Origin of the sequence: Lactobacillus sp. ESL0677 (genome assembly GCF_029392875.1) — a bacterium.
In the GTDB taxonomy this organism is placed as follows: domain Bacteria; phylum Bacillota; class Bacilli; order Lactobacillales; family Lactobacillaceae; genus Lactobacillus.
The window spans coordinates 1,984,477-2,003,742 of sequence record NZ_CP113946.1 but is presented as its reverse complement, the minus strand read 5'-3'; the positions used below and the strand labels follow the sequence as shown (position 1 = coordinate 2,003,742).

The window sequence follows — 19,266 nt, the reverse complement described above, 5'->3', positions numbered from 1 at the left end:
CCTTATTAGTTAGAAGTAAATTACTTTACTCGGTCTTCTTTAGCTTCTGTTTGGTTCCTATCTTTTTGATCATCAATTTTTTCTTTAGTATCTTTGGTTACACCTGTAATGCGATCTTGCAAGCTGACAGAATCTTTTTGATGTTGTTCCTGAGTCTTAATATCAACAACAGTGACGTTAACTTCAACAGTATCGAGTCCCGTCATTTCTTTGACCTTGTTGTAAATCTTCTCTTTGATTTGATCGTATAATTTTGTGATTTGTACGCCATATTCTGCAACAATATCAATATCAACGGCAACTTGAGTTTTGCCAACTTCTACATTGACACCGGTCGTAACATCATTATTATTAACAATTTTATCGGTCAAATTAGAGAAAAAGCCGCCATCAACGGTTAACAGTCCTTTGATGTCTGATAAGGCAATGCCAATGATTTTCTGGATTACTTTAGAATCGTATTTTAGCTCGCCTTTAATTTTTTGATTTGAATTTGTTTGTGTCATATTAAAATCTCCTCTATAAATTATTTGTTCATTAGCTTTTTGAGTATTGGCCAAAAGTGCCCAACTAGTAGGCCGCATATTAACATTATGATTACAAAAATTGTCTTAAAAAAGCCTAATCCCAAAAAACAAAAAGCTAAAAGTAAACCGACGATCGCGCCACTTATTTCTGGAAGGTGATTTTGCAAGATTTCTTTCATTTTAACCTCCTTTACTGAACGCGCTTTTCAGGCTTTTCACCGTTGTGATAGTTAGTAAACTTGATTTTGATTTTTGGCTTTTGCTCAATCCCTAGTAGTTGCTTAAGGTCAACTTTTATTTTTTGAAGATAGCCTTCAAGCAAATTGGCCACATTTTCTCCAGCTCCAAGATTACCGCTCACACTAATTTTGATATGGTGCTTAGTTAATTTGGAATCAACCTTAGCGTTGTTTAGGTAGGGGAGGTCTTTTAGTGAGCTTAGGACAAAACCGTTGACGGCTTTATTAGTGATTTTTACTTGTCCGCTTTGTTTTGGAATCAAGTGAAAACTGCTTTGTACTGGCCAAAAAAGCAAGATCAGTAAACTAATAATTAAAATAATAATCATAATGGTGCTAATGGCAATTAGATACCAAGTAAATATTGGGTTAAGAGTACTGATTGATGGTAATTTTAGCTGTAAATATTTTTGCCATAAGTTACAATTTTGCCATAAAAGATAGACTGGCACGGGCAATAGGAGTACTGCACATAATATCAATAGCCATTTTTTACTTCGCTTCAATTTATCACATCCTTTGAGTAGTTAAACTTATCATAGGCCCTAAATATTCTACTAGTTAATAATATGCACCAATAAATATATTGTTTTTATTCTATCCAATTTTGAGCATAAAAAAACACTGTAATTAATACAGTGTTTGTTAAATTTGAATTATTTATTTAGTTCACTTGCAGCGGCTGGGTCAACAATTACTGTTACGTCAGGGTGCTTTTGCAAGATAGATGCTGGCATGTCTTCTGTTACAGGCCCGGAAATCATTGCTTTGATTGCCTTAGCCTTGGTAGCACCAAAAGCCATAATTACAATTTTTTTGGCTGACATAATGTTGGCGATGCCCATACAAATAGCGGATTTTGGTACATCATCAATATTACTGAAGAAACGAGAATTTGCTTTAATTGTATTTTCGGTTAATGTTACTTCATGAGTGGTTGAGTCAAAAGAGGTTCCAGGCTCGTTAAAGGCAATGTGACCATTTTGGCCAATCCCTAAAAGTTGCACATCGATTGGATTTTCAGCAATGATTTTATCGTAATCAGCGGCAGCGCCTTCAGGATCGCTAATTGCCTTAATACCATCAGGAATGTAAGTTTTCTTAAATGTCTTCTTAGCAAAGAGATGCTGTTGCATAAAGTAATGGTAACTTTGGTCGTTATCAGGAGTTAAACCGACGTATTCGTCCAAGTTAATGCTGATTAAGTTACTAGTATCAAGGCTACTTGCTGCTAATTCTTGGTATAAAGTTACTGGGGTAGAACCAGTAGCAAGTCCTAGTACTTTAGCGCCGTTTTCGATTTCATATTTAAAAATTTTGAAAGCTTCAACGCCGCCTTGGACATTGTTGGTTGTGGTAATTATTTTCATAGTTGCTCCTCCTAGATCTGATAAATTAATTATAAATTGGTATATGCCAATTTGTCAATATAAAAAGGAGTTAAAAAAATAATTTTATTTTCCGGATTTAAGCCAATAGCTAATGCCGCTATCTGCTCGTTCTAATAAGTGAGCTTCGACCAGGTCGCGTCTGCGGGTAATATAATTATCAATATATTTTCGTAAAATTAAATTGATTTTAGGTGCTGAATATTTTTTGTTAGCTTCAAATTTACTGGCTAAATATTGTAAAATTAGCTGCCGTTTATGTGCTTTTCTGGGTCATGCTTTAACAAGCCCATTTTCATCTAAATAACGGTGGAGTTGTGTTTTTTTATTCGTTCATTGTTTTATTCTTTATTAAAATTAACCAGCAAAAAAGTTATGACCATTGTTACACATGGAACATAACTTTTTTTGCTAAAATTATTCACTTCTTAATGCAATTGCTGCATCCTTTTTGGCTGCCATGCGTGCTGGGAGATGGCCGCCAATCAGAGTCAAAATTGTTGAAATGATGATCAAAATTAATGCGTGGATTGGATTAAGTTGAGCTACATTTGTTAAATCGGTGATATTGTACAAGATGCTGTTAATTGGGAAGGTTAACAGGTAAGCGATGATAATGCCCAAGACTCCTGAAAAGACTCCCAGAATAAATGTCTCGGCATCAAACACACGGGTAATATCTTTCTTCCGAGCTCCGAGAGCTTTGAGCACACCAATTTCTTTAGTTCGTTCAAGAACGGAAGTATAAGTTAAAATCCCAATCATAATCATTGAGGTAACCAATGATATTGCAGCAAAGGCTACAAGAACCGTGGTAATTCCGTTGAGCAGACCACCAGTCATTGATGTAACGGCACTTGACATATCGGTATAAATAATCTTATTTTTCTTACTCTTACCTTTATTCCATTTGTCGAGGTAATTTAAGACTTTATCTTTTGAATTAAAGTCATTTGGATAAATCATGATGCCCATTGGCAAGGTGGAACCACCGATAGCTTGCATCATTTGCTTCTTTTCAGCTGTGCTCATATTTTGTCCAGTCATGACATTCTGTTTGGACTTCTTTTGTGCTGTCACAATTGCAGAATTTTTGTTGGCCTTGATGATGTGCTGCGTTAGCTGATCACTGTAGGTAATTCCAGGAGAAAGTAGGGAGAGTGAATCTTTGTTCTTTGGTCGAATAATGCCGACTACTCGTAGCGTAGTTTTACTATTGTTGTACATTGCTGTGTCAGCTTTTTGCGGGATGAACATTCCAGTTGGCAATTTTTGGTAGTAATCGTCGTTATCAATGATCTTGTATTCTTTACCAAGCAACTTGTTGAACGGCAATTTCTCACCATTTTTAATTTTGAAACCTAAGTTCTTAAAGACGTTGATGTTAACAGTGTCCTTATTGTTGGTTACCAGAATTAAGTCAGTTGCCTTTTTGGGCCAGGAACCGTTAAGTAATTGATAATTATCTTTCAGAAATGAAGTCTTCCCTGATTTAAGAGTAGTTGGAAAAACTGCTGAGCCGAAACCGCTGCTTTCTTGGACTTCCGCTAATGCAGATTCTTGTGCACTAGTGGCGCTAGTGGCAATTGTTGAAAATTTAACTCGTTTAATTTTTTGACCATCTTTAGCTAGTAAATTGAGATTAACGCCACGCTGGTAAGAAATATTATTAGCGTAGTCAGGATTAATCTTTTTCACGTAGTCAATATACGCCGGCGTAATTTTATTTTGGTGCGTGGATGACTGCAGTTCGCTTTCTTTGGCTGTGATATAGCCGCGGTTTTTGACGTTTTTATCAGAATCATCATTTTTAGTACTTGATGCGTTAGTTGCCGTTTGGCTGATTGAAATCGGATACTTAGCTAGTGCCTTGCTCATTGTGGTATCAATTTGCTTTTGAAAACCGTTTGATAGCGCTAAAACGATGGCAATTGAAATGATTCCGATACTTGATGCAAAAGCTGTCAGTGTCGTGCGACCTTTTTTGGTCATAATATTGGTAAAACTCAATTTAATTGCGTTCCAATAAGACATTTTAGTGCGTTTAAGTTTAAACGTATCTTGCTCATCTTTTGGTTCATAAGGGTCAGAATCGTTGAGAATTTTACCATCTTGGAAGTTAACAATTCTAGAAGCATATTCCTCAGCTAATTTAGGGTTGTGCGTCACCATAATTACTAAGCGATCTTTAGCAACCTGCTTAATTAGCTGCATGATTTGCTCAGAAGTCTCAGTATCAAGGGCTCCAGTCGGCTCATCACAGAGTAAAATATCGGGATTATTAGCTAATGCTCGCGCAATTGCCACCCGTTGCATTTGCCCCCCAGATAACTGATTGGGCTTTTTGTTAATATGTTCCTTCAGACCAACTTGTGTTAAAGCCTCAATTGCACGTTTATGGCGTTCACTAGCGGGAACACCAGATAAATTCATTCCCAATTCGACGTTGGCGATGATTGAGAGATGTGAGATTAGATTGTAATTTTGGAAGACAAAACCAACAGAGTTGTTACGGTATGCATCCCAATCCGTTTCTTTAAAATTCTTGGTTGATTTACCGTTGATAATTAAGTCACCAGAATCATAACGGTCAAGGCCACCAATGACGTTTAGCATGGTTGTTTTTCCGGAACCACTCGGTCCTAAAATGGCGACAAATTCTTGATTACGAAATGAAACCGAAACATCATTAAGTGCATGTGTGACAGTATCACCCACGTGGTAGGATTTGCGTAAATCTTTTAATTGCAGCATATAAAATTGTCCGTTTCTTTAATAAAGTAATAATAAAAATCAGTTTAACATTGATGAAAAAAAGTAGCTAGCTTGAAAGCTTAAAATTAAGATGATTTTAAGCTTTCAAAATAGCAGTGTGCTTTAGTTTTGAGCCGGACTCAAGCCAGTAAAAAGTGCCAACAGAATAAATGCTACCAATATTAATGTAATAACTATTAAGTGGCGTTTTTTGTTCATTACAAGCACACCGGCAAATTCGCGTACAATGGCGTTGGGTAAGAAGTAAAACCTGGTATATGAGCCGACACCGTTAGCGTTTAGCCCAGCAGCTCGGGCAAAAAGAGAAGCCCGAAAAATATGATAATTATTACTAAAAAATTTAGCCCGATAATTATCACTGCCATAGTTTTTGGCTGCTACTTTTGCTGAAAAGAGCATGTTCTGATACGTATTCTGAGATTTATCTTCGCGCAGAATGTTGTCAGGTGCAATACCACGGGCTAAAGCATATTCTGTCATCGCTTGAGCTTCAGAGATTTTTTCGTCTTTGCCTTGACCACCAGACATAATTAGTTTAGGCATTTTTCGTCCCTTGGCAACCTGTTTTTGCGCAAATTGAATTGCTCGGTTAATGCGGCTGGCAAGTAGGGGTGTCACTGTCTCACCGTTATATAGTCCAGCACCCAAAACGATTAGGTAGTCCTGATTATACTGTCGTGGTACAAGTTGGTAGAGTGCTAAGTTCACCAGAAAGTTGTAAGCAACCAGTAAAAAATACAAAACGACAGCTGGTGTAGCGTAAAGCAAGGCTTTTAGCCAATATGGTGCAGCTTTAAATGGGCCGATTAATGCAATCGCCCAAACAATAATTAAAGCCAGACCAATAAAGAGAGTTAGCAAATTAGGCAATGTGTGGCTTTCGCGTTGCCAAACAAAATAGGCATTCCATAAAAAGAAGAGCCAGGAAAAAGCAGCCATCAAAACGATAATCGTTACAAAAAGCGCCAGTACAACAATGTAAATATTAATTAGAATCTGCAAATTGGTAGCAATGATTAACACTGTAAACCAAATTCCAAGTATTAAAATGAAGGTTGTAAATAAAATCCCATTAAAAAGTCGTCGTGGCTCTTTTAACCAAGCCGTTAAAAATACGATAAATGTGAGGAATAATAGAATCGTTAGGTAGGTAAATGGCTGATTTGAACTAAAAATTTGAAAAAAGTGCATTCTGTATCTCCATTTTAGGTTTTATGAGTTAAATCTATTATAATGAATACATTTAGAAAAGTCATAGAGAATAAAGGTTGATTATTATGAAAAAACTGTTTAATTGGCTAGGAAATATTGCTGGTATCATTTTAGCATTTGCTAGTTACCAAATTTTGGAGTACTTTTACTTTTTCCCGCACCAATTGGAAAAACTGTTGCATATTAATTATGTAATGCTGATTATTTTGACCGCGATTGCAACGATTTTAGTGTTGGTATCCATTTTATATTTATATCAAAGACAGTTAAAAATAGAGAATAATTGGGGCTTTAACCAATCTCCATATTGGGATGGCCATCGTCTATTAATCATGTTATTTGGCTTAATTTTAATTGTTGTTTGCAGCTATACGTTACAAATTTTATTAGGCGTAACAGCGCAGAACACTTCAACTAATCAGGCAATGTTAGACAAAATTTCGCTACAAGCAGGCGGCTTATTTATTCCAATGGTTTGTATAATTGCGCCAATCTGCGAAGAAACGATTTTTCGCGGTTTGTTTTTTAACACTTTTTTCATGAAAGAAAGTAAGGTAAGCAAGTGGGTAGGGATAATTTGCAGCGGGTTCGTATTTGGTTACATGCATGATCCTAGCATTACTAAATTTATCATTATCTATTGGGTCTTGGGATGCATTTTAGCATGGGTTTATACGAGCACTAAGGATTTGCGCTATTCTATGTTGACGCATATATTTTATAATTCGCTACCTTATTTATTGGTTATTTTGGATAAAGTAATTCAAAATAAATGGCGATAAGATTGTTGTGATAATAATGACAACAATTATACTGGAATATATATCCTGCGATATTAAATGAATACTCTGACCAAGTTGGGCTACAATCAAAGCCACTTCGCCTCGAGAGATCATACCTGCACCAACAATATTGCCTTCATTTTTACTAAAGCCGAATAACTCGCTGCTATATTTTCCCGCCCAAAATTTAGAAATAATTGCTAAAATAGTTAGCACACTAATAAAAACTAAGTCCTGCTTAAAACTTGCAAAAGTAATTGCCAATCCAATATTAGTGAAAAAGATGGGAATAAAAATGGCATAACCAATGGTATCAATTGATCGTTGGATCTTTTGGTGTTGAGGGGTTTGTCTAAGAGCAAGTCCGCCAAAGAAAGCACCAATTACATCTGATAATCCTACATAATCGGCAGTCCAAGCAAGCGTTAGAACAAGACTTAATGCGGCAATATCGCTTGCATGATTCACTGTCATTTTGCTGGTGAGTTGTATTAATTTTGGTGTTAGTCGATAAATTAACCAGATAAAGCCAAAGTATCCAATTTCCAACGCAAATTTTATGAAAATATTAGTAGTAGGATCATTATTTTCTCCTGAATGACTGAATGCAGTAAAAAGACTAAGCACAACTACTGCTAAAATATCGTCAAAAATAGCTGCACCTAAAATAGCTGTCCCAGCACGACTGTGCAGCTGACCTTGTTCTTGTAGGACAACTACAGAGATCGAGACGCTGGTAGCAGAAAAAACAATGCCAATAAAAATAGCTTCTAGTATGGACATTCCGAATAGATAACTAGCAAGTCCAATAAATGTGATTGGCAAAATTACACCAGTCGTAGCGATAGTAAAACTTAATTTGAAATATTTTTTAAGTAGTTCAAGATTACTTTCTAATCCGGCTAAAAACATTAATAAAATTATCCCGAATTGTGAAAAAAGACTGATTAAATTGTCTGGTTTGATCCAATTAAGTAAGGCTGGCCCAAGTAAAATCCCCGAAAGTAATTGTCCAATCACTGTAGGCATTTTTAATCGTGTAAATATTTGTCCCAAAATAATGGAACTAAATAAGATTAAAATTAATTCTCCTAAAAAAGTCATAATATTCCTTTCTTTGAGTAAACAAAAAACTTTCAAGCAGCTCTTTGACCCAAAAGAGCAAATCTTGAAAGTTTTTATTTTGGTAATAAAACTCCAACCACTAAAAAATATTTAATTAAATAAAAGTGTATCTTAAAAATTATTTATCTGCAACTAAACCTGTTTGCTTAGGATTTTTAGGCTGGGTTTTGGCCAATAAAGCTAAACTAATTGAAATCATATCAACACATTCCTGCAGGATGGCGCCCCAGAATGCTGGAATAACACCGGTGAAGGCGATTAGTTCAATAATAATTACAATACTAATCGCTGTTAAAACGTCAACATTAGCTACTTTCATTGTATGCTTAGAAATTGCAACGGCATCGTTAACTTTGGATAAGTCGTTAACCATAATGACGGCATCAGCACTTTCGCTAGCAGCAGAGGCACCTTTAGCACCCATTGCAATACCGACATCGGCCGCTGTTAAGCTCGGAGCATCATTAACGCCGTCGCCGGTCATGACAACTGGGCGATTTGCTTGTGGGACTTCTTTAATTGCCTGGATTTTTTGTGCAGGCAAAAGTTCGGAATGAACATCGTCTACGCCGACTTCTTTACCAATCTTATCGGCAACGTCTTTGTGGTCACCAGTAAGCATCATAATGTGCTCGCCACCTTGCCGCTTTAGGCGAGCAACTGTTGTTGCACTTTCTGGTCGTAATTGATCTTTGAAGGTGATATAGCCTGCATATTGATTATCAATTGAAACGTAAACGGCAGTAGAATTAACCGCATTAATTTTTTCATCAGGAGCAACATAACGTAATTTACCAACTTTAACAACGTGATCTTCAACGTTGCCGCTGATTCCTTCACTAGTTGTTTCTTTGATATCAGTTGCAGGTTTAATGAGCTGCTTGTTTGTTACGTTAACTAAAGAATTAGCAATGATATGGCTTGATTGTTGTTCGACACTAGCTGCATAACTTTGTAAAGTTTTTTCGTCAAAATTACTATCAGGAGAAGGAACAATTGCGTCAATAACTAATTGATTTTCTGTTAAAGTACCGGTTTTATCGAAGGCAAAAGTCTTGGCTGTAGCCAACTTTTCTAGAGTTGGACCTGATTTGACAATGATATGGTGCTTGGACATTGAACTCATGCCGGAAACTAGGGCAACTGGCGCCGCGATTAATAACGGACATGGGGAAGCTACAACCATAACTTCCGCGAAGTTGACGGGATTTCCTGAATGAATCCAAGCTGCGATCCCGATAACTAAGGAAATAATGGTAAATGGAACAGCATAGCGGTCAGCCATTTTGACAAATTTTGCAGGTTGCGCTTGCGAAGACTTGACTAAAGAGACAATCGTTTGGTATTCGGAATCGCTCGCTTTTTTAGTAACACTCATTTCGACGGCATCACTACCATTAATCGATCCCGACATTAACTCGTCACCGAGTTGCTTGTCAACAGGGACAGATTCACCAGTCAATGAGGATTGATCAAAGCTGGATGAGCCCTTAACTACCTTACCGTCAACAGGCACTTGTTCACCAGGCTTGATTAAAACATGATCACCAGGTTTTAGTTGTTCAACATCGACAGAAACAAGTTTGTTATTAACAATTTTGTTAGCAATACTTGGCGAGTTGCTTAACAGTGATCGCAGTTCTTTGTCGGCTTGCCCCGTAGCGTAATCTTCTAGTGTTTCGCCACCAGTCATCATAACTAAAATCATCCACTCGGCCCATTGATCGCCAATTAAAATGGTCGAAACAACAGCAATTACGGCAAGAATGTCAACGCCGTAGCGACCAGTCTTAAAGTCGTCGACAATTTCCATTAATAAGGAAATTGCCATCATAACACCAATAATATCGATTAAAATTGTTTGAATGGGAAATTGTAAACTGCCAATTTGAAATAAACTTTTGGTTTTTAAAATAAATTGACAGATAAGACCAATTACACCAGCAATTAATACAAGGATAAATTTCCATTGTCGTCTTAAGCTCATTACTATTGTGCCTCCGCTACTTAAATTGTGTTTATGAATTTCATTTTAACACTAATTCAGTCAATTTAATTAGACTTGTTCTAAATAAATTACTGCTAAGCAAAAATTATTTCCTGGGAAATAAAAAGGCAAGAGATATTATCTCTTACTAAAATTAGTAATCGCTTAACTTGATAATGTTGTTAATTTTTTTCTTTCCATCGGTAGACTTTAGAGTGCAGTCAACATGTTGACTGCACTGGCGCTTAAAGATTTGCGGATCATGCTCCAAATAATCTGACTTCGTACGTCTGATTGCATCAATCACATCGAATGAAGACATCGTTATAAAATCAGTATTGTTACCATAATCATTGGTTTCGATAAAGTAGTGGTTGATTTTCTCAATACCTTTGGTTGAAAAGCCTTCTTGTTCAGCTAAATCTAACAAAAATGCGTGAAGCCTAGTTGCTGAAACCACCTCATGTTGCAGCATTTCAAAAATTAAAGAAGAATTGATATCAATTGATTTTAATTGTCGTGCGATTTTATCCTTATAAAAGGCATTGACGATTCGCAAAATTTCGTTCAAATTATCAGAATTTTTATTCAATTTCTTAAGCTTGATAATTAATGCTTCTTTTTCTTTTGCTGACAATTCATTGTCACAAGGATATGAATTGTCCTTAATGATTGTATTGACTAAACTAGTTAGATCGTCTGTATTTGTTTTATTTGTCATCGTAAACATCATCCTATCTTATTTTGCATAAATGTTATTTAATTATTTAGCTTACTTAGATGATAAATATTCGTTGAATAACTATATTAATAATTCATAGTTATATGATGATAATTAATGAATATATAATTAACAAAAGCTGATATAAAAGGAAACAATGCAATTTTATATTACTAAAATTTATTATAATACAATTTAATTAAAAGAAAATATAAAAATGTGAATAACGTAGGTTATTTAAAAATATTGATTAATTGTAGCAATTTATTTTTTTAGTTACGTTATATTTTTCCTCAAAATTGTGAACGACGTAATTAAATGCCTTAATCCATTCGCGCCTAGTTAGTAACCCTTGAAAAACGTTATGATCGTCAACCACAGGTAAGAATGCATTATCAACTAATAAGTGTAATTGAGCCTCTAGAGTAGTTTGTGCAAAATTTATTTTATCAAAATCAGTTTGCATTACATCACGAACCTTTAATTCGGATAGTGGATCAAGAGAAATTTCGTCAGTCTTCATCATTTTATCGGTAATCATTGCTAAACTGAGAAGGCCAACAACGTGATTTTGACTGTCTAAAACCGGAATTTTCGAATATTTAACGCGTGTTAAAATCAAAAATGCGTGGTAAAGCGGATTATTATCTAAAACAAATACAATTCTTGTTGCTGGAATAAGGAATGAACCTGATTTTTCTTGAATTAAATGTTTAATTGCGGGTGAGAACATAAATAAACCTTTCATTAAAATATTCTATATAAGGGAAAAGGCTCGCAAAATGCGAGCCTGTTAGTTTTCATCTACTTTGAAGGAGTAAGAATGAATGAAATAAAAAAGTGGGAGTATGTAGCAAGTTTTCTTACCTCCTTGCTACAATTTAAATATTAAACGTAAATTATGAAATTAGCGTGGTAATTTTCTTATGAAATAGTAAAGAATTTCTTTAGAACTTTTAAAGGTAAAAGAAAAACTCACGCAACACACGTGAGTCGAAAGGGATAGATATGAAATTGACTTATAAGTCATTTCGGTTTGTTCATTATTTATACTTGGAGGAGTATGAATGAAAAACAAAAAAGTTGAGTTGTAATATACGAGGCTTCCATTCCTTGTTTATTACTCTTTTAGTATAACTGTTAAATATGAAAAAAGTGTGACGAATTTGAAAAATAGAATAATTTTTCAATAATTAAAAAATTGTTTGTTAACTTTTTGCTTGTTATAATTAGACTGATTTTTGTGTTAGGTTACTGCCTAAGAGGCAATTAAGGAAAGAAATGAAACAAGAAATTTATCATAAAAAAATTGTTTTTTGGCTGCGATTTGCTGGATGGCTATGTTTATTGCCGGCTTCAGCGTGGCTATATCTGTGGCAATTTACTAGCAGCATGGGTTTAGCGGGTTATTCTTACCTGTTTTTAACGGAATTAACCATCATTATTTTGTTTGCGGTATTTTTATTAACAACGGCAAATAGTACAAAATGGGAAAAGGTGCGTAATGTGTTAGCGTTACTGGTATTTGCCTTGCTATTTATCTCCATAATTATTGTTATTCCGTTGTATTTTGCTTATCACAATTGCCGCAAGTTGAACGACTGATTGGTATACAAACAAAAATATTTAAATTTAGTAAAATCTATTAGGCGAATATCGGGTTGCTTGCTAATTGTAGTAATATAGTCGTTAGTATATTTATTGTTATTGAGGGAGATATATGGATAAAAAAGAGAAAATTGATTCTCGGGGCAAACGAATAGGGAAGTTTGTTCTGACAACAATTATTTATTGTGTCATTTTACTGGCACTAATCTATTTGTATCAATATAGCGGCCTTACTTCGGTTCACTTTATTTACGACGAATTCTAAGGTGGTGTTACTAATATGATTAAAAATATAATTAAGAAAATTGACGAAATTGCTAAAGCTGATCCAGATCGGATTGCTTATGATTATCTTGGTCAAACTAATACCTATGGTGATCTTGAACGGCGCTCGAATGCTTGGGCGCATAAAATTAACAGTTTAAATATTCCGGAGCATAGTCCAATTATGATCTGGGGCGGGCAAACTTTTGAAATGGTTGCTAGTTTTTTAGGCTGTGTCAAGTCCGGCCATGCGTATATTCCAATTGCCAGCTATTCCAATGCAGAACGGCTAGTAATGATTCAGGAAGTTTCACAAGCACAGGTTGTACTGGCAATTGATGATTTACCTGAAATTGATTTGTCTCAATTGCAAATTGTTCATCCAGCTGAGGTTGAAGATAGTGATTTTGCAGTTGATCCTGCTAACTTTGTTGCGGGAGCTGATAATTTCTACATTATCTTTACTTCTGGAACTAGTGGCAAGCCAAAGGGCGTGCAAATTAGTCATGATAACTTGTTAAGCTTTGTTAATTGGGAAATGGCTGACTTTGCTCTACCTGAGCATCCAAGCTTTTTGGTTCAAGCGCCATACTCGTTTGACCTTTCTGTAATGAGTCTTTATCCAGCACTAGTTGGTGCTGGTAAGCTGGTTGTTTTACCACATGATGTTACCCAGAACTTTGCTCAATTATTTATGACAATGCCTAAACTGCAATTTAACGTTTGGGTTTCAACACCGTCATTTGCTCAAATGTGCTTCTTGGATAAGACTTTTGATGGTACACACCATCCAGATTTAACCCACTTCCTATTTTGTGGTGAAGAATTACCGCACACGGAAGTGGCAATGCTGCGTAAGAAGTTTCCAAGCAGTAAAATCTTCAATACTTATGGCCCAACCGAAACAACGGTTGCTGTTACCCAAGTTGAAATTACCGATGATGTCTTGGCTAAATATGATCGTTTGCCAATTGGGAGAGTTAAGGCAGACACGCGCATCACGATTGATAAGTCTAAGGGCGATCAACCGAATGAGGGCGAAATCATTATTGAGGGGCCAAGTGTCTCTAAGGGTTATATGAATAATCCTGAAAAAACAGCGAAGGGCTTCTTTAAAGATCCTGCTGATAAATACATGAGTCACCGCTCAGGGGACGAGGGCTTCTTTGATGGCGACATGCTGTTTTATCGTGGCCGCATTGATTTTCAAATTAAATTTAATGGTTACAGAATTGAGCTTGAAGAAATCAACCATTATCTTGGCAAAAACAAGTTTGTTGATCATGGGGTTGCTGCGCCAAAATATAATAAAGATCACACGGTTAAGCAGATTATTGCTGAAATTGAACTAAAAGATGGTGTTAAAAAGCAGTATTCAGAAGCTGAAATCACTAAAGCGATTAGAGCTGATTTAGCTGATGGTCTAATGCCTTATATGATTCCCCAACGTTTTGTTTACCGTGAAAAATTACCGGTTTCGCAAAATGGTAAGGTAGATATTAAAGCTGTAATTAAGGAGGTTAATGAGTAGTGAACTTCATTAACTTGCAGCCTTATGGAAATCCGCAGTATTTTATTTATCTGATTGTTGGTTTATTACCGATGATTGTCAGCTTGTATTATGGTCACCGATTGAAAACTTACGAGGTTATCTTTTCGTTAGTCTTTCTGTTTTTGATTTTTGATGGTACTAAGTGGCAGCAAGGTGTTAGTCTGTTAATCTATCTTGCAATTGAGCTGCTGCTGACCTACGGTTATTTGCATTATCGCAAGGTTGGCAAAAATAAGACGTGGGTCTTTTATTTAGCGGTAATTGTAGCAATTATTCCACTGGCATTGGTAAAAATCCAAACGGCATTTCCTAAGGCTAAAATTCCCGGTGTACTTGCTTTCTTAGGTATTTCCTATATTACCTTTAAGACGGTGCAAGTCATCATGGAAATTCGTGATGGAGCAATTAAAGAAGTCAATCTTGGCACATACCTGCGCTTTCTATTGTTCTTCCCGACAATTTCGTCAGGACCAATTGATCGTTACCGTAGGTTTGCTAAGGAATGCGATACTGCACCTAAACGCGAGCAATACATCGATGATTTGGCACATGCCGTGCGCTATTTGTTCCAAGGCTTTCTTTATAAGTTTGTTTTAGGTTGGTTCTTTGGGACTTATTGGCTTCCGATTATTAGCAAGTCAGCGTTAATTGCTGGCACTGCTGTTGGTGGGTTAAGACTGTCCTGGTGGGTTGTTGCTTATATGTACTGTTACAGTATGTATTTGTTCTTTGACTTTGCTGGATATTCATTGTTTGCTGTATCAATTTCCTATTTTATGGGCATTCATACACCAATGAACTTTAACAAACCGTTTATTTCACAAAATATTAAGGAATTCTGGAATCGCTGGCACATGACGCTATCATTCTGGTTCCGCGATTACATTTATATGCGGTTTACCTTCTTTGCAATGAAGAAAAAGCTGTTTAAGAACCGCATTAGATTATCACAAGTGTCATACTTCCTTTTATTTTTAATCATGGGATTTTGGCACGGATTAACATGGTACTACATCGTTTACGGTGCATTTCATGCAACTGCAATTATTATCAATGATTATTGGCTTAGATTTAAAAAGAAACACAAAGACCAAATTCCGTCGAACAAGTTTACAAAATGGTTTGCGATTTTTCTAACATTTAATGTTGTTTGTTTTAGTTTCTTAATTTTTTCCGGCTTCCTAAGTCAATTATGGTTTGGCTGGAAATAATGAGAAATTTTATTTAAAGGATTTAAGAGGTTTTAAGAATGGATACCAAAAAAGAAGTTTTAGCAATTTTACAAGATTTAACTGGTGAAGATTTGTCAGATGAAATGGACGAAAACATTTTTTCTAGCGGATTAATGGATTCAATGGCAAGTGTGCAAATGCTGCTTAGCTTGCAAGAAAAATTTGATATTGATGTTCCTGTTTCAGAATTTGAAAGAACAGAATGGGACACGCCAGCTAAGATTGTGGCAAAGGTGGAAAGCTTAGAAAATGAATAACAAACGCCGACTGTGGCAGATTTTTGGCCCGGTTCTCTGCGCTATAATCCTGCTTTTGGTGATTTTGTTACTGCCATGGGAGCGAACTTTTTCGAAAGATTCGATTTATCAAGCAGCTAATTCACAGACGACGACTATTTTTAAGGGCTCGCGAATGAAGCAAAATGCCTTTGACGAGGGTTATGTGCCGTTTTACGGCTCAAGTGAATTATCGCGAATGGACCCGCTACACCCAAGTGTTTTAGCTGAAAAGTATCACCGCAATTATCGGCCATTTTTGCTTGGTGGACCCGGCAGTCAATCACTAGCTCAATTCTTAGGGATGCAGGGCACAGCGCAGCAATTGAAGAATAAAAAAGCGGTAGTTATTATTTCACCGCAATGGTTTACGAAGAAGGGTCAAGACCCGAACGCGTTTACTTTATATTACTCACCGCTGCAAGCTTGCAATTTCTTATTGGGAATCAAAAAGAGTACCATAACAAACCGTTACGCAGCTAAGCGCTTCTTGCAGATGCCAGAAGTAAAAGGTGAAATTAAGTCGGGAATGCGTAAAGTTGCCCAAGGTCAGCAATTAAGTTCAACGCAAAGATTTATCTTGGAAAATCAACGCCGCATGTTGAACACTGAAGATAAATTCTTTAGTACGTTCCAACTGCGTGATCGGATTCAAAAAATTCGCGCTCGTGCAAGGCTATTGCCTAAGCAATATTCAGTTGCTGGGCTTGAGCAAGTTGCTGATGAGCAAGCAGCCAAGCATACTAATTCCAACACGTTTGGGATTAATAATAGCTTCTATAGAACGAGGCTGGATAAAAAGAATTTACGCAAGCTGAAGAATAGCCAACGCAAGTTTGATTATACTAAGTCAGCTGAATATAGTGATTTTGAATTAATGCTGCAGCAGTTTGCTAAGCAACACACTAACGTGTTGTTTATCATACCGCCAATTAATCATAAGTGGGCAAGCTATACTGGCTTATCACAAAAGATGTACCAGAGGTCCGTTTCTAAGATTAAGTATCAGCTTGCCAGTCAAGGTTTTGCTAACGTTGAAGATTTATCAAAACGCGGCGGACAACAGTACTTTATGGAAGATACGATTCACCTTGGTTGGCGCGGCTGGGTTGCAGTTGATCAAGCGGTTAAGCCGTTCATGGCAAAAACTAACTTGCCTTATAACTATAATATTCATAATTATTTTTACACTAAAAAATGGCAAAACAAGCCGTATGCAATTAGTGTAACTGATAAGACGCCTGCAGATACAAGTCAGAAGGAAAGTTTAAAAGACAATTAGTGCGCCAGAAAATTGATGCTCTGGGAATAAAAGGTTCTGTTTTAGTAATTAAAAATGGTAAAACTTTGCTGGACTATGCTACAGAAAACACGACTGACACTAGTTATTTAATTAATTCTGTCCAAAAGTCGATGACGGCCGCAATGGTAATGCACGAAGTGCAAAAAGGAAAATTAAATCTGCACGATCATTTAAGTAAGTTTTATCCGGAAATTCCGGGAGCTAAAAAGATAACGATTAAAAACCTGCTGACAATGACTGCTGGTCTGGACTTAAAGCCTGGAGCCAAATTGGGCCGTAAGCATTTTATATCCGACGATGACAACATTAATCACGATGCTGCCAGAACGATATTTACGTCAAAACTGCTAGGGCAATGGCATTATAGTTCACTTAATTATATTTATTTATGTGGCATTATGTCGCAGATTACTGGTCAAAGCTATGAACAATTGTTCCGAGAAAGCTACATTAAACCGTTACAATTGAAACACACCGCATTTTTATGGTCGAAATCCGAAAAAATTATTGGCAGTGGTTTGGTTCCAGGGATGATTTATCATCATGGTCGCTATATTACTGTTAAGCACAAGGCGGCTTTGCGCGATGCTCGTAATGAGCTTGGTGCTGGTTCTGTTGTCATGTCAAATGAAGATGTTGCTAAAGTAATGCATTATATTTTAGCTGGTAAAATTTTAACTAACGCAAGTCGCAAGTTGCTGTATGAAGCTGGTCCACCCGTATATTATAATGGTGGTTTATACAATAACATTAAGTACAATGTTAAAACCGCTAATGGTGCTGGCGAGGGTTACTATACCTTTATGCGTACTACTGATAATGGTAAGACAATGATGATTATCCAGTCTAACCAGACTAAGGCTGGTCAGTTTGTCATTTTAAAGGCAGAGATTAATCAAATTATGGGTCGACTGATTGGCTTAAAGTCTGGTAGTGAAAATATAACAGGTTAAACCTTGTCTTTTGTCAAATTGAATGCTAAAATTTTGTTGTGTCGTTATAGGAAAGTATTCATTTTCTCCGGTAGCGAAAATGCTAACTTCTATATGTGGTCAGTAATAACGGCACAACACTGTGTGAGCTTAGTTCCGATGTTGGTGGAACTAGGCTTTTTTGATGCCTTAACTTCTGCTATTATTTTTATAAAAATAGTGTATAATATAAATTATATTTACTAATAAAAAGGAGCTTAACTATGACCAGAGCAGAATTAAAAGCAGAGGCAAAAGAAAAATTACATGGTAATTGGCGCTGGGCTGTTGGCGTAGCATTGATTATTTCTGTAATTAATTTAATTGTTTCTAGTCCTAGTTATATGCAGTTTGCTGTGCGCGGTAACATTGCGGGAATGGATTACAAGGTTCAGCTGCAATGGTTATTGCAAATTGGCTTATCAATTTTTATTAGTTTTTTTGCATTGAGTTACGCGGTCACCTTTTTAAATTTATGTGATGGTCGTAAGGATAACGTTATTAAGTCGGCTTTTTCGGCCTTTTATGATAATCTTTTTATTCCAGAACTGCTCAATTATTTGATGCAAAATGTTTTTGAATTTTTATGGTTTTTATTGTTAGTTATCCCCGGGTTAATTAAGTCTTATTCTTACGCGATGACGCCTTATATTGTAAAAGACATGGTAGATAGTGGTCAGCATGTTGGGTTTACTGCTGGGGTGACAGCTAGCAAAGACTTAATGGCTGGACACAAGTGGGAGTTGTTTGTCCTCGACCTGAGTTTTATGGGCTGGTATATTTTGCTGTATGTAGTGAGCGGCTTAATTAGTTTTGGATTAACCGCTTTGATTAGTATTACGAGTCTTTATCAAGTGTTTGCTCACGCGGCAATAATTGGCCTATGTGTTGGTATTGGTTCATTAGTACTGACACCATATATTCAAGCGACTAAGGCAGAATTTTACCGGAATTTGGCGGGTAACCAATTTAGGGAATAAAAAAAGCAGGAGTAAGCTCCTGCTTTTTTAGTTAGTAACAGATTTTAGAATCTGTTTAAGTCGTCAATGCTATTTTTAAATAAGTGTTCTGAATATTTAGTGCTTGCCCCGCTGATACCATCTATTTCTTGTAATGCGTCTTTGACTTGGCTAGCACTGAGATGATTAATAAGAAACGACTGCAGCGCCTTATTGGTCAATTCATTAATATCAGATTCATTTACATCAAGATATTTTTCTACCAATTTTTCTGTTTTTTCGTTTAACTCAATTCTCTTCTTACTCATTTTTTCACCTTTCACAAACTACACTCATTATAGCATTT

20 protein-coding genes and 1 other annotated feature are annotated in these 19,266 nt (G+C 36.2%); of the genes, 9 read left to right on the top strand and 11 right to left on the bottom strand.

Going from position 1 to position 19,266, the window contains the following annotated elements; translation table 11 throughout:
* Positions 1-20: 20 nt before the first annotated feature.
* The 6 genes from OZX76_RS09700 to OZX76_RS09675 form a co-directional block, all read right to left on the bottom strand.
* The gene (locus OZX76_RS09700) at positions 21-506 is read right to left on the bottom strand and encodes an Asp23/Gls24 family envelope stress response protein (RefSeq protein ID WP_277179829.1); all 486 of its coding nucleotides are present in this window, start codon (positions 504-506) and stop codon (positions 21-23) included.
* A 20-nt stretch (positions 507-526) separates the two neighbouring features.
* Positions 527-706: a DUF2273 domain-containing protein gene (locus OZX76_RS09695; RefSeq protein ID WP_277179827.1), complete on the bottom strand. Its 180-nt coding sequence runs from the start codon at positions 704-706 to the stop codon at positions 527-529.
* 11 nt (positions 707-717) lie between these two features.
* Complete coding sequence (gene amaP / locus OZX76_RS09690) at positions 718-1,272, bottom strand: alkaline shock response membrane anchor protein AmaP (RefSeq protein WP_277179825.1); 555 nt, start codon at positions 1,270-1,272, stop codon at positions 718-720.
* A 150-nt stretch (positions 1,273-1,422) separates the two neighbouring features.
* Positions 1,423-2,136, bottom strand: a complete 714-nt coding sequence (locus tag OZX76_RS09685; RefSeq protein WP_277179824.1) for a glucosamine-6-phosphate deaminase — start codon at positions 2,134-2,136, stop codon at positions 1,423-1,425.
* A gap of 435 nt (positions 2,137-2,571) precedes the next feature.
* Complete coding sequence (locus OZX76_RS09680) at positions 2,572-4,908, bottom strand: ABC transporter ATP-binding protein/permease (RefSeq protein ID WP_277179822.1); 2,337 nt, start codon at positions 4,906-4,908, stop codon at positions 2,572-2,574.
* A 123-nt stretch (positions 4,909-5,031) separates the two neighbouring features.
* Complete coding sequence (locus OZX76_RS09675; protein ID WP_277179820.1) at positions 5,032-6,120, bottom strand: ElyC/SanA/YdcF family protein; 1,089 nt, start codon at positions 6,118-6,120, stop codon at positions 5,032-5,034.
* An 86-nt stretch (positions 6,121-6,206) separates the two neighbouring features.
* Between OZX76_RS09675 and OZX76_RS09670 the strand changes: the two genes are divergently transcribed.
* Positions 6,207-6,923, top strand: a complete 717-nt coding sequence (locus OZX76_RS09670) for a type II CAAX endopeptidase family protein (RefSeq protein WP_277179819.1) — start codon at positions 6,207-6,209, stop codon at positions 6,921-6,923.
* On the opposite strand, the gene OZX76_RS09665 is transcribed toward OZX76_RS09670, so the two are convergent.
* The 4 genes from OZX76_RS09665 to cbpB all read right to left on the bottom strand — a co-directional run bounded on the left by OZX76_RS09665 (position 6,879) and on the right by cbpB (position 11,489).
* Entirely contained in the window at positions 6,879-8,027 is a 1,149-nt protein-coding gene (locus tag OZX76_RS09665; protein WP_277179817.1) for a cation:proton antiporter, read from the bottom strand. The two genes, OZX76_RS09670 and OZX76_RS09665, sit on opposite strands and share 45 nt — an antisense overlap.
* A 39-nt stretch (positions 8,028-8,066) precedes the next feature.
* Positions 8,067-8,126 (bottom strand) — a sequence feature (sodium ion sensor (DUF1646 type); this cis-regulatory element may regulate processes involved in with the transportation of sodium ions).
* 40 nt (positions 8,127-8,166) lie between these two features.
* Complete coding sequence (locus tag OZX76_RS09660; protein WP_277179815.1) at positions 8,167-10,035, bottom strand: heavy metal translocating P-type ATPase; 1,869 nt, start codon at positions 10,033-10,035, stop codon at positions 8,167-8,169.
* A gap of 154 nt (positions 10,036-10,189) precedes the next feature.
* Positions 10,190-10,756: a hypothetical protein gene (locus tag OZX76_RS09655; protein ID WP_277179813.1), complete on the bottom strand. Its 567-nt coding sequence runs from the start codon at positions 10,754-10,756 to the stop codon at positions 10,190-10,192.
* Positions 10,757-11,006: 250 nt separating this feature from the next.
* Entirely contained in the window at positions 11,007-11,489 is a 483-nt protein-coding gene (gene cbpB / locus OZX76_RS09650) for a cyclic-di-AMP-binding protein CbpB (RefSeq protein WP_277181555.1), read from the bottom strand.
* A 548-nt stretch (positions 11,490-12,037) separates the two neighbouring features.
* On the opposite strand from cbpB, the gene OZX76_RS09645 reads away from it, so the two are divergent.
* The 8 genes from OZX76_RS09645 (at position 12,038) to OZX76_RS09610 (ending at position 18,941) form a co-directional block, all read left to right on the top strand.
* A complete protein-coding gene (locus tag OZX76_RS09645; RefSeq protein WP_277132356.1) occupies positions 12,038-12,361 on the top strand; it encodes a hypothetical protein in 324 nt (107 codons plus the stop codon).
* A 115-nt stretch (positions 12,362-12,476) separates the two neighbouring features.
* The gene (locus OZX76_RS09640; protein ID WP_277132355.1) at positions 12,477-12,629 is read left to right on the top strand and encodes a teichoic acid D-Ala incorporation-associated protein DltX; all 153 of its coding nucleotides are present in this window, start codon (positions 12,477-12,479) and stop codon (positions 12,627-12,629) included.
* 15 nt (positions 12,630-12,644) lie between these two features.
* Positions 12,645-14,159 (top strand): D-alanine--poly(phosphoribitol) ligase subunit DltA, encoded by a 1,515-nt coding sequence (dltA, locus tag OZX76_RS09635; protein ID WP_277179812.1) that lies wholly within the window; start codon positions 12,645-12,647, stop codon positions 14,157-14,159.
* Positions 14,159-15,391: a D-alanyl-lipoteichoic acid biosynthesis protein DltB gene (dltB, locus tag OZX76_RS09630; RefSeq protein WP_277179810.1), complete on the top strand. Its 1,233-nt coding sequence runs from the start codon at positions 14,159-14,161 to the stop codon at positions 15,389-15,391. The genes dltA and dltB overlap by 1 nt, the downstream gene beginning before the upstream one ends.
* A 38-nt stretch (positions 15,392-15,429) precedes the next feature.
* Complete coding sequence (gene dltC / locus OZX76_RS09625; RefSeq protein ID WP_277179808.1) at positions 15,430-15,669, top strand: D-alanine--poly(phosphoribitol) ligase subunit DltC; 240 nt, start codon at positions 15,430-15,432, stop codon at positions 15,667-15,669.
* Positions 15,662-16,969 carry a D-alanyl-lipoteichoic acid biosynthesis protein DltD gene (dltD, locus tag OZX76_RS09620; protein WP_277179806.1) on the top strand — a complete coding sequence of 436 codons (1,308 nt, stop codon included), beginning with the start codon at positions 15,662-15,664 and terminating at the stop codon, positions 16,967-16,969. The genes dltC and dltD overlap by 8 nt, the downstream gene beginning before the upstream one ends.
* On the top strand, positions 16,969-17,943 hold the full coding sequence (locus tag OZX76_RS09615; protein ID WP_277179804.1) for a serine hydrolase domain-containing protein: 975 nt from the start codon (positions 16,969-16,971) through the stop codon (positions 17,941-17,943). The genes dltD and OZX76_RS09615 overlap by 1 nt, the downstream gene beginning before the upstream one ends.
* Positions 17,944-18,185: 242 nt before the next feature.
* On the top strand, positions 18,186-18,941 hold the full coding sequence (locus OZX76_RS09610; RefSeq protein WP_277179803.1) for a DUF975 family protein: 756 nt from the start codon (positions 18,186-18,188) through the stop codon (positions 18,939-18,941).
* Positions 18,942-18,985: 44 nt separating this feature from the next.
* On the opposite strand, the gene OZX76_RS09605 is transcribed toward OZX76_RS09610, so the two are convergent.
* The gene (locus OZX76_RS09605; RefSeq protein WP_277132343.1) at positions 18,986-19,228 is read right to left on the bottom strand and encodes a hypothetical protein; all 243 of its coding nucleotides are present in this window, start codon (positions 19,226-19,228) and stop codon (positions 18,986-18,988) included.
* Positions 19,229-19,266: the final 38 nt, after the last annotated feature.

Bases quoted from the DNA above. Each gene is read 5' to 3' on its own strand.
- OZX76_RS09700 (WP_277179829.1), bottom strand. From the start codon at position 506: ATGACACAAACAAATTCAAATCAAAAAATTAAAGGCGAGCTAAAATAC.
- OZX76_RS09695 (WP_277179827.1), bottom strand. From the start codon at position 706: ATGAAAGAAATCTTGCAAAATCACCTTCCAGAAATAAGTGGCGCGATC.
- OZX76_RS09685 (WP_277179824.1), bottom strand. From the start codon at position 2,136: ATGAAAATAATTACCACAACCAACAATGTCCAAGGCGGCGTTGAAGCT.
- OZX76_RS09680 (WP_277179822.1), bottom strand. From the start codon at position 4,908: ATGCTGCAATTAAAAGATTTACGCAAATCCTACCACGTGGGTGATACT.
- OZX76_RS09675 (WP_277179820.1), bottom strand. From the start codon at position 6,120: ATGCACTTTTTTCAAATTTTTAGTTCAAATCAGCCATTTACCTACCTA.
- OZX76_RS09670 (WP_277179819.1), top strand. From the start codon at position 6,207: ATGAAAAAACTGTTTAATTGGCTAGGAAATATTGCTGGTATCATTTTA.
- OZX76_RS09665 (WP_277179817.1), bottom strand. From the start codon at position 8,027: ATGACTTTTTTAGGAGAATTAATTTTAATCTTATTTAGTTCCATTATT.
- OZX76_RS09660 (WP_277179815.1), bottom strand. From the start codon at position 10,035: ATGAGCTTAAGACGACAATGGAAATTTATCCTTGTATTAATTGCTGGT.
- OZX76_RS09655 (WP_277179813.1), bottom strand. From the start codon at position 10,756: ATGACAAATAAAACAAATACAGACGATCTAACTAGTTTAGTCAATACA.
- cbpB (WP_277181555.1), bottom strand. From the start codon at position 11,489: ATGTTCTCACCCGCAATTAAACATTTAATTCAAGAAAAATCAGGTTCA.
- OZX76_RS09645 (WP_277132356.1), top strand. From the start codon at position 12,038: ATGAAACAAGAAATTTATCATAAAAAAATTGTTTTTTGGCTGCGATTT.
- OZX76_RS09640 (WP_277132355.1), top strand. From the start codon at position 12,477: ATGGATAAAAAAGAGAAAATTGATTCTCGGGGCAAACGAATAGGGAAG.
- dltA (WP_277179812.1), top strand. From the start codon at position 12,645: ATGATTAAAAATATAATTAAGAAAATTGACGAAATTGCTAAAGCTGAT.
- dltC (WP_277179808.1), top strand. From the start codon at position 15,430: ATGGATACCAAAAAAGAAGTTTTAGCAATTTTACAAGATTTAACTGGT.
- dltD (WP_277179806.1), top strand. From the start codon at position 15,662: ATGAATAACAAACGCCGACTGTGGCAGATTTTTGGCCCGGTTCTCTGC.
- OZX76_RS09610 (WP_277179803.1), top strand. From the start codon at position 18,186: ATGACCAGAGCAGAATTAAAAGCAGAGGCAAAAGAAAAATTACATGGT.
- OZX76_RS09605 (WP_277132343.1), bottom strand. From the start codon at position 19,228: ATGAGTAAGAAGAGAATTGAGTTAAACGAAAAAACAGAAAAATTGGTA.